Below are 12,079 nucleotides of genomic sequence, written 5' to 3'. Positions count from 1 at the left end.
GTTTATCCTCCTAATTGTTTTGGTCAAGCTTTTCCAAGCATGAGTCTATGTCGTTTTTGTAAGCTTCAGCATCAGCTTTAGTCCAGTAATTGCTCTTGCTGATTGCCGATGAGTAATATTTCATGAACACTTGTTTGGTGCAGGGCGGCACAAAAGAGGAGGTGGCGTACTTGCTTTCCTTGTCCACTGAAATTTTCCCGTTCTTCAACACCCTCGGCACCGGTATCAGTCGGCCCTGGTCCTTGCCTATAATGACACGGCGTTTAGCGGAGAAGATGGCGTTGCCATAGCTCCTGTTCGTCGATGAGTCAAGCAGGGCGTAATTCCATATCCTGTTCTTTTCTTCTGGTGTCCACACCTCAGGGTCTTCATATATGCTCTCTTTTATGCCATTCTTTATATTCTCGAAAAGCAAGCCTTTTGCCCCATCGTCTTCTGTGTCGAAATATTTGATTATGTCTTTCTGCGTGACTTCATCAGCACTTAGGTAGACGTTGACAAGCCATTCCTTGCGCGTGTCGTCATCTTCTTCCGGATTGTTGGTACTGGAGTTGATATGTTCCACATCCCAGCCTTCCAACTTGTACAAGTGGAACGGGAATTTGTAAAATGTCCCTATCTTGTATTTATTATTACCTTGTTGTGCCTGGTTTTGATTTATCACAGTCTGTATGTTGTGGAACAGCAATAGACGACAGCATTTGCGCTTGTCGCTTCCATCATCTTTGTATTGGTAGTCTGTGCCATTATTGCCTATCGTTCTCTTGATTTCGTCTTTCAGATAACGCACAAACTCTTTCTTGTCCTTCTTCGCCTTCCATGAGTTTACAAGTTGTTCAATGGAAATGGAGCCTACCGCAAGGAGGAAACCTACGTAATGATAAAGTACCAAGTCATCATACCATTCATTAAACGTTTGGAAATAGGATTTTACTATCTGCCAAGCTCTTTCTGTTTTCTGTAATTGGGTTTCTTCGTCATTATTCCCATCTTGGTGTGAGGACTTAAAGTATTCATAAAAGTATCGGAATGTCCTGTTTTCGTCTGTACCAATAACCTTTTCCTTTTCATCCTCTTTGTTGAGGCTTTCAATATCAAGTGCATTTTCGTTACAAATCAAATCGAAAATGAAGTCTATACGCGTGGGGCGGTCATACCCCTTGTCGTGCAGGAATAGCCAAAACTCATCGCTTTGCAGGGTATACTCTATCTTGTCCCATTCAGTTGCGATTTCTTGTTGCCTTAATCTTAAACTGTCCGTCGACTTTCCCGCAAAATTAGATCTGTTGAGGAACAATGCCTTAATAAGTTCTGAATTGGTAAGGGCTATTTTGCCGATATTCAGTCGGGTGAACACCTTTATGGGGTCTTCGTCAACAGATTCATACCATATAAAATTAACTTTGTTTTTCAGCTTGTCCAAGAATGCCTCTTTGTCAAAGTCAGTTTTGAGCCAATTGTTCACAGTTTCCCTGGCTTGAGCCATATAATAAAAGTCAATGTTTTCATTCTCGTCATACTTATCCATATTGAGAAGGAACTCTCTGCTTTTAGCGCGAGTTGCGTATTCCAATGAATAAGACTCATCGGAGTCAAGGCATCTGAGAATAATGTATATAGTGGTAAGTCGCTGTTGCCCGTCTATAACTTCCCACTTGCCAACGCTCTTATTGAGAATTTCCCTTATCGCTGAAAGTTTATTCCTTTCATGTATTTTTGCCACAATATCATTTTCGTTGCGCAGTCTCACTACCAATGGTTGCAAGCAATAGAATCCATCCTTGCTGGCATCGAACTCGTTGATGTCGTTGAGCAAGTCCTTCACTTGTTGGCGTGTCCACCTGTAGCCGCGCTGATAATTCGGGATGAAAAAGCTCAAGCCTGAAAGCTCTCCTATTGTTTTTAATCCAATTTGATTGTCGTTACATTGTTGTTCCATAATATTCGTAATTTTATAATTTTCCACAATAGTGCTTCATTTCCTCTAATCCACAAAGTCCGAAGTCCTTTATTTCTCTCAGAAACAGCCGTGCGCACATCTCCGCATCATCTCCTGCGCGGTGGTGCTGCCCGTAAGGTATCTTGAACTGGTCGCAAAGGTAATCCAGACTGTTGCAGCCGAAGCTGTAAAGCCTGCGGGCGGCAAGGAGGGAACAATAATAGGTGATGTCCGGCTTCTCCATGCCGTATAGCTCCAACGAGTGGCGGATGCAGCCCATGTCAAAAGCGGCGTTGTGGGCCACAAGCACGGGAATGTCTTTCAGATATCCGCAGATTTCCGCCCACACTTCCGGGAATTCCGGGGAATGGATGGTGTCATTCGGCCGGATGCCATGAATCTGCATATTCCAGTAGCTGTACATGTTGCCTTGCGGACGGACGAGCCACGAACGGGTTTCTGCTATCTCTCCGTCACGCACCACGCAGATGCCCGCCTCGCAGATGGAAGCGTGCTTGCCTGTGGCTGTCTCAAAGTCAATGGCCACGAAATTTATCCCTTGCATGGTTTATCCTCCCCAAAAGTATAATGGTTCAACATGTTCTGTGAAAAGTTGCGCATTTCGTTGCGCACTGATTCCGGCTCCAGCACTTCCACCTGGTCGCCTTGTGCGAGTACCAGCTGGTAGAAGTCGTAAGTCGGCTTCAGGTGGTATTCAAAGAGCGTTGACTCGTCGTCACTCTCTATCTCACGCTGCGATTCGTGCAATGGCAGCGTGCGCAGATAGTCGGCAAAGCCGCCGTAAGCCAAGAGCAAGATGCGATGTATGGGTTCATCAGATGTGATTATTCCGCAGCATCCTTCGAAATATTGGTTGACATCGAAGCCCTTCTTCATCTTGAATGTCCTGCCCGTGTCCTGGATGTTTGAGATGCGGTCGAGGGCATATACCCGGTAGACGTCTGCGGGCTTGATGCCTCTCTCTTTGTTACGGTTTGAATAGTACGGGCTGCGTGCCACCACATACCAACGGCGCTTCACGACTTTCAGGCAGTATGGCTCAATCTCAAACGTGCTGGCTTCGGGCTTGCCGAACCCTTGGTGCGTGATGCTCAGCACACGATTGCGCCGCATGGCCTCTGCGATAGGCGTGAGCCATGTTTGTCCCGATGGGATATCCTCAAAAATAATCCGGTCTTCCAGCTTGTTGTCCGCCTGAATCTGGTTCAGCGTGGCGTATGAGCTTATCAGCCAGCTTTGCAGATTGTTTCCTTCCAGCCGTTCCGGCTCGTCAATGTAATACCGGTAACCGTCCTTCCGGTCGCAATCAATATACACGTCGAAGATGTCCTTGATGGCTTTCTGATGGTTGTGGAACGTGCGCAAAGGCAATTCCTCACCGTAGCCCAGCCCGCTTTCCTGCCAAAGCTCGCTGATTTCCTGGAACGTAAGGCGTTTGTATCGGCGCAGGGTGTCTATCAGCCAGACGTACCGCCCAAATAGGTTTGCTGCCATATTGCCATGATTTATGTGTTAATGCTTCAAAAGCTGCGCAAACGTGTGCAACGTGGGCTTGCCCGCGAATTGCCTGGTGCGACTTGCTTTGCTACAAAGTTACTTGTTTGTTTGTGAAAAATCGCGGCATATCATTGTTTTTTCTGCTTTTCCATTCGTTTTTTTACGTGTGTCCGCAAACGGCCACCCTGGTCTGCGGCTGCCGCGTGTCGGCGTTGACATTTTTATGTTAACGGAAATGACTTTTCCCGTTTCGGCTAAACGTCTGCCGCTCAATGTGTTGCGGGGTGTGCCGTTTTGCCATCCAAATGGGCGCGTCTTGCCTCCTTAAACAGGCCATGTTGCAGCCCAAAGCGTGCCGTTTTGGATGGCAAAACGGCACATGCAGGAAGCAAGGATGCACGTTGATGCTTTTTAGTTGCATATTTGCAAGCAAGGGCGGGGCGCAGATTTTTTATTTTATTTTTTTGCTTGTGCCTCGTTTTGGCACTCGTAAATCTTATCTTTGCGGCAGGATTGATGTTAAACCCTTTAAAATAATAAGTAGTATGGCAACAAAGAATTGGAACAACGATTTTATGGCTAAAGTATTAGAAGAAGCCGCATGGAAAGAACTGTCAAGCGAATTTGCCTGGAACGAACAGCTGTTGGAAAAGTACAAGGACAAGGTTGTATGGAAAGAGATATCCGACAACAGCAATATCCTTTGGACTGTATCAATGATAGAGAAGTTCAAGAGCAAAGTGGATTGGGAGGAACTTTCCGATTCCGACAACGAACATTTGTTCACAGCGGAGAATCTGGAAAGATACAAGGATTATTGGAACTGGTCCAAATTGTCAAGGAATTCCAATATCGAACTAACTCCTGCGCTCCTGGAGCAATTTGCCGAATATTGGGATTGGAGCGAAATTATAAACTGCTATCGCAGGGATGAATTGTATAGCATGGAGTTCCTGGAGAAATACCAGGATTATATTCCGGCATCCGCTTTGCAGCGTTCCAGCTTATGGGACAAGTTGGTTGAGGACGAAAAGAAACAATTAAAGATACGCATTCTTTCATAAAGCAAAATGAAGACAATAGAAGGCTATAACGTAAGGATTTATGCTGACAACATCGAGGGCAGTGCCAGTGAGCAAATCAAGGAGTTGCTGGCAATCGATGCGTTCAGCCGGTGCAAAATCCGCATCATGCCCGACGTTCATGCCGGGGCAGGCTGCGTAATCGGCTTTACGGGAGATTTAGGCTACAAGGTAATCCCTAATATCGTGGGCGTGGACATAGGCTGCGGCATCTTGGTGCAGCCATTTGCCTGCAAGGGTGAAGTAGACTGCCATGCCCTCAATGAGTTCATCCTACACAACATCCCGTCGGGTCGCAATTACAGAGACAACCGCTATGCACCGCTCCCGCAAGGGTATGCGGATGTATATCGCGAAGCCAAGGACATCATCAAGCGGTTGCGTTGTTACCGCGAACTGAAGGAGACCAAACGCTTGAACGCCGCCATAGGCTCATTGGGTGGTGGCAATCACTTTATCGAACTGGACAAGGACGAATGTGGCATGACCTACCTGGTCGTCCACACCGGAAGCCGCAACTTGGGCAAGCAAGTGGCGCGGATTTATCAGAAGCTGGCCGTAAAGTGCCAGTCGGGTTGGGCCGGACTGATGGAAGAACAGGACCGCATGATTGCCGAATACAAGGCGGCAGGGCGCAAGGACGAGTTGCGGGATGCCATCCGCCAACTGCACAACTCGTTCAAGATGCGCAAGCCAACGATACCGCCCGACCTTTCATACCTGGAAGGTGCTTACCGTGAGGATTATCTGCACGATATGCGCCTCTGCCAGCTGTGGGCCAAGATGAACCGCAGCCTGATTGTCAACCTCATCACGGATTATTTCATCCAACAAGGGCATATGGAAGCCAAAACAAATGATTTGGCGTTTGAGAGTGTGCATAACTACATAGGCGACGACAACATCATTCGCAAGGGGGCGATAGCCGCCTACAAGGGGCAAAAGTGTATCATCCCGCTGAACATGCGCGACGGGGCGCTTATCTGCATCGGCAAGGGCAATACGGAGTGGAACTGCTCTGCCCCACACGGTGCCGGGCGCATAATGAGCCGGAGCTAGGCCTTCAAGGCTATCACCATGGAGGACTACTGTGCCTCCATGAAGGGCATATACAGCGAATGCCTGTCGGAAGAGACCAAGGACGAGTCGCCCATGGTGTACAAGCCGAAAGACGAAATCATCGGTAACATCCGTGACACTGTGGACATAGTGAATGTGATAAAGCCTGTGTATAACTTTAAAGCTGCAGAATGATATGGATAAACCCAAAGAACTGACAGGACTGGATCCTGGCAATTATGACTATCCGCTGGCCGACGTTTCCCATCTTTCTGAAAAAGAGAAACAGGACTTGCTGAGACGAGGAATGCACATTCCGAAAGAATTGCATTCTGACGAGGAGTTCGAACAATGGGTGACACTATTTGCTGAATGGAACACGTATAGCTACAGCGACGGGCATAAGCCCACGGAGGAAGAAAGAAACTTCGAGAAAATGGTTACCGCAAGTTATGAACGTGGATTGTGGTATCACCGCAAGTGTTTCAACGAGTGGAAGAAAGAACACCTGCAACCTCTCATCGACGAGCTGGCGGAGCATGCTGTTCATGACCCGCAATACGACTGGCAATATCTGTATGCTTTGGAGTATGCCAAACTACGTTGCATGAGGGCTTATTTCTCACATTCCCTGATAGCGGACGAGAACGGCAACTTCGGCTTCAACCGTTGGATAGATATTTGCATCTGCTTGTTACAACACATCAAAGACAATGGTTTACATATCTTCCAACAGCAGATTGACCGGATGAATATCAGAAATGTAGGGGATATAGTTTCTTCCGCCCTAATGGACGCTTATGAAGAAGCGCCTGTGCCAAGTGATGAAGAAGACGATCTTCCCGACAAGCTCTATTATGGCAAGAAAATATATGTCCGCAAGATGGAGCGGCTGTATTACCGGATACGTCTTTACAAGATGAGGGAGTGGTGGGAGTAAAGCAAACATTATAGGCAATAACTCCAAGAAAGGGATATCAGTATATTGGCATCCCTTTCTTAAACTTATCTCTTGTTCAATAACAGCGTAACCTTTACTTCCTTTTTCTCATAATCTTCTGTCTGCATACCGAACAACATGTTTGTGTATCCAAGATGTTGCATCACGGATTTACGGAAGATCTCAAGCTCCGTTTCATCCAGCGGGCAGTGAGAAGGACAACGGATGAAGATAACGGCACTGTCATACTTCGTAAGGTCAAACAGCTGATATTGGGTCATTGACTCCAGAATGTAGGCGAGGCGTGAACCGGTATCCTGTGTCACAGAGTGGTAATCATACTGTCTACCGTATTGCATACTGAGCAGAAACTCCACGTCGCTCCGCCTAAAGGTGCTGCCTTCGGCGGAAAGCATCCTTACCAGATTCTCTCGTGCGGCCATTTTGCGCAGATATTCTTCCCGTTTGTCCTGACGGTATTCTCGCTTTCGTTTTGAGCGGTTCATGCGATTGTTAAAGAAGTCACGCGCGTTTGTCCACGTAACATAACGCCGTCCGTCTTTCCCTTTGCTGCGTAGGCGGCGTGGAGTTTGATGCCGCCAGATGCTTTCCTCCAGTTTATCCAAAGCAACTTCATACTTATTATTCAAAATCTTTGGTCCAAATTTTCTTTGCCATGTTTCTTCTCTTTCGTCAGGTGAGAATCCCCAATAAGTGATTTCCCACAAGCAATGCATGGCGAGTTCTGCCAGAGTAAGATGCACATCATCGGCCACGACAATTTCTTTGGCCAAATCTTCTTCCCAAGTACAGTCGTGCATCGGGCTTACGCCAATCCATTTTTCTTCATCTTCCCATTCTCCGCCATGCCATTCTACAAAGATTTTACCTTCAAAATTATTTGCAGGTTCCATGTTACGAAGAATGTCGTATGACTCGCGGAAGGCGTAGAGATTGTCCAGATGTTCTGGCTCGTATTTCTCCAGATACGGAAGAAGTTCGTCGAAGCCGACTTGCGTTAGTAATTCTTTTAGTGTCATAATTATTTGTAGTAGAAGTGTTATGCTATAACAATTTTATTATCACTGTCTAATGAGGCCTCCTGTCCAGGTCTAATGGGCAGAGCCAAGTTATAATCGAGCAGGAATTGGTTGCCGGAGTTCAGTTCATTCTGCGTATCATACCGGACAGAATAAACATTGTTTTCCCACCCAAAGGAACCCCCGCTATATTCTTGGGCGAAACGCACGGCATACATCGTGCCACTGATAATGGGACATTGTACCACGATGACCGATTGGGTCAAGACAACTTGCATACGGCAACGCGCCACCAATCTTGTGGGATTAGCTTTCACGCCGAAAGGATGTTCGGAAAGGATGGCTCCGCCCTTGGCGATTATTTCATCCTGCAACGACTTGTTCACCTTGGGATGCGTGATGTCCAAGCCCGAGGCCACCACTGCTATTGTCTGTCCGTCCGCATCAAGACAACCCTGGTGGGCAGCCGTATCGCATCCCAAAGCCAGACCACTGATGACGATATGTCCTTGTTCACCCATCTGTTTAGCAAGCCCGTATGCCATGTCCAATCCATCTTTGTCCGCAGCACGGGCACCAATGATAGCCACATTGTCTTCACGATTGAGTAAATCCTTATTCCCTAGCACGTGGACGAGCGGCGGTGCGTCTTCTCGTAAATGGCGGAAGTGATGAGGATACGCTTCGCTATAATAAGGAATAGTGACCACTCCGGCTTTTGCCTGTCTATCCAATATCCGTTTTGCCTTGTCGAGTTCGCGAATGGACATGGAAGCCCTTTCTTTCAGTGAATATCTTTCGCTTTCCATGTCTTCATATAGTTGCTTGGGAGAATACCCCAGCAACTGCAGGCATAATAATTCTTCTACCGAAAGATAAGAAAGCCTCCATGCCTCTATTTTATTTTGCTGCTTCTTGGCAGCCCCTTTCCAATCTTCGCTATTTTTCATAAGATGATATTTTATTTCACGGCAAAGGAAGCCTTTCGATGCGCCGAATCGGAGCATAGGCAGATTATTTTTTCGTCTGCTTTCGTTTGCATTACTCTATATGTGGTTTGAAAATTTATAATGGAAATACAAAATATCTTCACCTTGTGCTGCGATTTGGCACTTTGATGACGGAACTTTGCATCATCAAACCAAATAGGAGGAATAGAATGAAACTGGCAGAAGCATTAAGCATCCGCGCCGACCTGCAAAACAGAATCGACCAATTGAAAAGTCGGCTGAAGTACAGCGCCAAGGTGCAGGAAGGTGACCAACCTTCTGAGGACGTGAACGAATTGTATAAAGAATTGGATGAATGCCTTTCGCAATTCGAGGTGATTATCTATCGGATTAACCGCACCAACATGCAAACCGTGCACGAGGGAGAAACTCTCACCCAAATGATTGCCCGCAAAGACGCATTGAAGTTGCGCCTGACGGTAATGCGCGACCTCTTGAAGCACGTTGTTGAAAATGACCGTTACGGGCGACAGGAGATAAAATATGTCCGCACAGTGGACGTGGGTGAACTAAGAAAGGTGACGGACAACTATTCCAAACAGCTCCGAAACCTGGATATGAAGCTACAAAGCCTGAACTGGTCGGTAGATTTAATTTGACATAATAAGGCGTAGTCCTTCTTTGCATCAGACAATGGCGGCACTTCCATGTCGCATGGCAGGGGGCAACAAACCAAGGTGGCAGCTGGCAGAAGCATGGTTATTACCGCGCATCTCCGGCACGGCGTACAAACGCATAACGTACACGGCCCATGGAGGAAGATTATTGCGCATTACCTTGTGCCGATTGTCTGGAAGGAAAGACGGGGGTGGGTTGAGGGTATTTATTATTCTAAAGTAAATATTATGACATTCAAGGAATTATTTTCGCAATTCAGTTTTGCCGAAATCAGACCGGCATTCCTGAATTTATGGCAGACCAACGAACCGAAACAGGTCGGACATCTCGACCTGGGCAAATGGGAAAGGATTTATCTGAACGTCCAAGCGTTGGAGGCGAAATCACCCCAATATTACATTCGCTTAGTATGGCGTTGGGAAACCTGTAGCCCGATGATAGACATGAACTGCTCTGTATACGACAAAGCGGACAATCACCTCAACTGCCCTGTGGCCTGTTATCCGTCGTGGTCGGAAATAGCTGGCATGGAAGTGGTGGTAGAGAAAGACATCGTGATTACGCCGCAAGAGCTTGTTGCAGGCTTGCTGTGGGAAATCACTTACTTTGGCGGGACGGAAGAGATGGCGGAAGAAAATCGGAAAAGGATATTCCAATATCAAGGGGCGGTAATGGATAATACATCGAAAAAACTTTGACTAACTAATTATAATAGATTGTTGTCTATATGGAAAAAAATGATTTATCTAAGCCTGTGTTTGATTTTGGCATTCCACACAAGACTTGTAGCTTCTCAATAATCGGAATTGGGGGCGGAGCAGGAAGAATTGTGGAAAAAATACAAAAGAACGAGCTGCCTCATGTGGATTTATGCGTGTTTGGAATGAACGGAGAAGAGATAGGCGAACTGTCTCTCGCTCATAAGTACCTCATTGGCACTGACGGATTAGGAAGTGGAAAGGACAGACGTTTGGCAGAGGCAGAATGTAAGAAATCGTTGCCGTGTTTAGAGCAAATACTTGCAGACAAACTTGTGTCTGTTTTTATTGTATGCCTGGGCGGAGGAACAGGAGAAGGATGTATCAAACATTTTCTTCAGAAAGCCGCTGATTTGAAAGTTAAGGTAAAATTGCTTATAGCCACTTTGCCGCATTCGTCTGAGGGTATGGAAAAAAGAAAGAACGCTATAAAAGTACTTGGTGAATTGGAAAAAATTGCTGACGGAATTTTCGTTGTGGATTATGATGCGTTGCCTTGCCATACGTTTTCTGAACTGTTTGAAGAAGCGGACAAAAGAGTCACGGATATCGCGAACTCATTTTTCAGTCTGCTAAAGGTCGGTCTGACTTGTTTTGACTTTAATGATGTAAGAAGTTTCTTGGGCTATCATTCTTGTACAAAGTTTATTGACCTCTTTACATTGTCAGGGAGCGTTGATTATTTAAAGACCGAATTAAAAGATATACAAAAATTCCTTCCTGCAAAATATGTCTCATTGGAGGATGTTTCTAATTTAATCTTTGCTATTTATTGTACTCGTGAAACTTTTTATGATAGCTTATTCAAAGAATTTATGGGCGTTTTTGATGATTGTATAATGATGAAACTGGAAAGCACTCAGATAAAATGGACGATTATTGAGTCTCAGACCATGCCGACAGGCATTCTTCGGATAGACATTTTTACCAAATGTAATTAATGGTTATTATGGAAAAATAAATAAAGTTTTCTTCTGTGAACACGGACTAACTTCCACCTCGGCTTCGCACTTGGCTGATTTGGCACAGGAAGTTATATCCGGGAATGAGGCAAAGTTGAAAAACATGACTTTTTTGACTACGAAAGTCGATATTGTGGGTTCGGCTTCCGAATCGGGAAAAACTATATGTGTCGGCTATGACGAGAATATGCTGGCCCAGGTGCATCCTCTTTTGGAAGACACAGCCTCGATGAATGCTTTTGCGCTTGGATGAGAGAAGCAGTCAAGGCTAAAGACAAAGAATTGAAACGGGTAGCAAACTTTACATTTAAAGAATGGTGTACGCTTCAAGGAGTCGAAAATACCTTCCAGTCCATCCTATCCGAAGGAAACGACGGAAACAGATATCATTGCTCAAATGAATATCAAGGAGCGTAACCGCTATCTCAATTGGAAGCCATAGCTGCTACTATTGGGAAATATATCCATCCCGGAGGGCAATTCTCTTCTGCTCGTGAGGAACTCCAGAACGGAATCATGAAGCCCTACAGCACCGATGGCAATGGAAAAGACACGCTGATTTACGCTCATGTTCCTTCCGTTGACCCGCAAAAAGTAGAAGATGTGTTTTTCGAACTCCAAAAATGGCATCGTCAGAATGAACGGGAACTGAATAAAATGAAGTTTGCCATCAAGAAACAAGCCGAGAAACAGACTTTAGAAAATACGCATCGGTTCAAGCAGGAACTGGAAAGTGAAAAACAATGCCACATGACGCTTTTCACTCAATACAAGGAATGGCAACTGAAAGAGCAGGAACGCATCTCTAAACTGAAAATTAATGTGCCGGAAGCCTTACAAAGCATTTATGAGTAATTAAGCCGGCTTGAAGAATAAAAAGGTGTCGTGAACTTGCATCTCAATGGATGCTAATCACGGCTTTGATGGGGCAGAGGTTATCGTTCTTATTTGATAGGAATTGGAATAAGGATGTCTAACTAACAAACGGCGGATGTTTGCAGCTATAAAAACATCCGGTCTTAGACTTTGACCTTGCCTGTGCCTTTGTCTTGGCATTCCTTTGACAGGAATGCCGTATTGACAATCTCTGCCCCTAACTTAAATTTTGAATACAATGGAACATTTGAGAAAAGTATTAGGTCAACCGAAAAGA

At 45.7% G+C, this 12,079-nt stretch carries 14 protein-coding genes; 9 read left to right on the top strand and 5 right to left on the bottom strand.

Annotated elements, in window-relative coordinates:
• Nucleotides 1–10: 10 nt before the first annotated feature.
• Genes H6B30_RS00100 through H6B30_RS00090 form a run of 3 tightly spaced genes read right to left on the bottom strand, consistent with a single transcriptional unit; the run spans nucleotide 11 to nucleotide 3,454 of the window.
• On the bottom strand, nucleotides 11–1,939 hold the full coding sequence (locus H6B30_RS00100) for a DUF262 domain-containing protein (RefSeq protein WP_205106681.1): 1,929 nt from the start codon (nucleotides 1,937–1,939) through the stop codon (nucleotides 11–13).
• 13 nt (nucleotides 1,940–1,952) lie between these two features.
• The gene (locus tag H6B30_RS00095) at nucleotides 1,953–2,504 is read right to left on the bottom strand and encodes a 3'-5' exonuclease (protein ID WP_205106679.1); all 552 of its coding nucleotides are present in this window, start codon (nucleotides 2,502–2,504) and stop codon (nucleotides 1,953–1,955) included.
• A complete protein-coding gene (locus H6B30_RS00090) occupies nucleotides 2,492–3,454 on the bottom strand; it encodes a helix-turn-helix transcriptional regulator (RefSeq protein WP_205106677.1) in 963 nt (320 codons plus the stop codon). Before H6B30_RS00090 ends, H6B30_RS00095 begins: the two co-directional genes overlap by 13 nt.
• Before the next feature lie 548 nt (nucleotides 3,455–4,002).
• Here H6B30_RS00090 and H6B30_RS00085 point away from each other — a divergent pair.
• From H6B30_RS00085 to H6B30_RS00075, 4 genes are read left to right on the top strand one after another with little or no spacing between them, the layout of a single operon-like run.
• Entirely contained in the window at nucleotides 4,003–4,521 is a 519-nt protein-coding gene (locus H6B30_RS00085) for a hypothetical protein (protein ID WP_205106675.1), read from the top strand.
• Between the two features lie 6 nt (nucleotides 4,522–4,527).
• Nucleotides 4,528–5,598, top strand: coding sequence for an RtcB family protein (locus H6B30_RS00080; RefSeq protein WP_239483418.1), 1,071 nt, complete (start codon nucleotides 4,528–4,530; stop codon nucleotides 5,596–5,598).
• Nucleotides 5,599–5,616: 18 nt separating this feature from the next.
• Nucleotides 5,617–5,793: an RtcB family protein gene (locus tag H6B30_RS16240; protein ID WP_239483417.1), complete on the top strand. Its 177-nt coding sequence runs from the start codon at nucleotides 5,617–5,619 to the stop codon at nucleotides 5,791–5,793.
• Nucleotide 5,794: 1 nt separating this feature from the next.
• Complete coding sequence (locus H6B30_RS00075) at nucleotides 5,795–6,538, top strand: hypothetical protein (protein WP_205106673.1); 744 nt, start codon at nucleotides 5,795–5,797, stop codon at nucleotides 6,536–6,538.
• 65 nt (nucleotides 6,539–6,603) lie between these two features.
• Here the strand turns inward: H6B30_RS00075 and H6B30_RS00070 are convergent, their stop codons facing one another.
• A complete protein-coding gene (locus H6B30_RS00070) occupies nucleotides 6,604–7,578 on the bottom strand; it encodes a DUF6557 family protein (RefSeq protein WP_205106671.1) in 975 nt (324 codons plus the stop codon).
• 20 nt (nucleotides 7,579–7,598) lie between these two features.
• Nucleotides 7,599–8,528, bottom strand: a complete 930-nt coding sequence (locus H6B30_RS00065; protein WP_205106669.1) for a DNA-processing protein DprA — start codon at nucleotides 8,526–8,528, stop codon at nucleotides 7,599–7,601.
• A 209-nt stretch (nucleotides 8,529–8,737) separates the two neighbouring features.
• Here H6B30_RS00065 and H6B30_RS00060 point away from each other — a divergent pair, with 209 nt between their 5' ends.
• From H6B30_RS00060 to H6B30_RS16230, 5 genes are all read left to right on the top strand, one after another.
• Nucleotides 8,738–9,187 (top strand): DIP1984 family protein, encoded by a 450-nt coding sequence (locus H6B30_RS00060; RefSeq protein WP_205106667.1) that lies wholly within the window; start codon nucleotides 8,738–8,740, stop codon nucleotides 9,185–9,187.
• 246 nt (nucleotides 9,188–9,433) lie between these two features.
• Entirely contained in the window at nucleotides 9,434–9,904 is a 471-nt protein-coding gene (locus H6B30_RS00055; protein WP_239483416.1) for a DUF6557 family protein, read from the top strand.
• A gap of 29 nt (nucleotides 9,905–9,933) precedes the next feature.
• Nucleotides 9,934–10,905 (top strand): FtsZ/tubulin family protein, encoded by a 972-nt coding sequence (locus tag H6B30_RS00050; protein WP_205106664.1) that lies wholly within the window; start codon nucleotides 9,934–9,936, stop codon nucleotides 10,903–10,905.
• 133 nt (nucleotides 10,906–11,038) lie between these two features.
• Nucleotides 11,039–11,179 carry a hypothetical protein gene (locus H6B30_RS16235; RefSeq protein ID WP_239483415.1) on the top strand — a complete coding sequence of 47 codons (141 nt, stop codon included), beginning with the start codon at nucleotides 11,039–11,041 and terminating at the stop codon, nucleotides 11,177–11,179.
• A gap of 176 nt (nucleotides 11,180–11,355) precedes the next feature.
• Entirely contained in the window at nucleotides 11,356–11,781 is a 426-nt protein-coding gene (locus H6B30_RS16230; RefSeq protein ID WP_239483414.1) for a hypothetical protein, read from the top strand.
• The last annotated feature ends 298 nt before the right edge of the window (nucleotides 11,782–12,079 follow it).

This window comes from Marseilla massiliensis, from assembly GCF_016899955.1.
GTDB lineage: Bacteria > Bacteroidota > Bacteroidia > Bacteroidales > Bacteroidaceae > Prevotella > Prevotella intestinigallinarum.
Note: the sequence above shows the minus strand (reverse complement) of the source record. Positions and strands in the feature narration are given on the sequence as shown.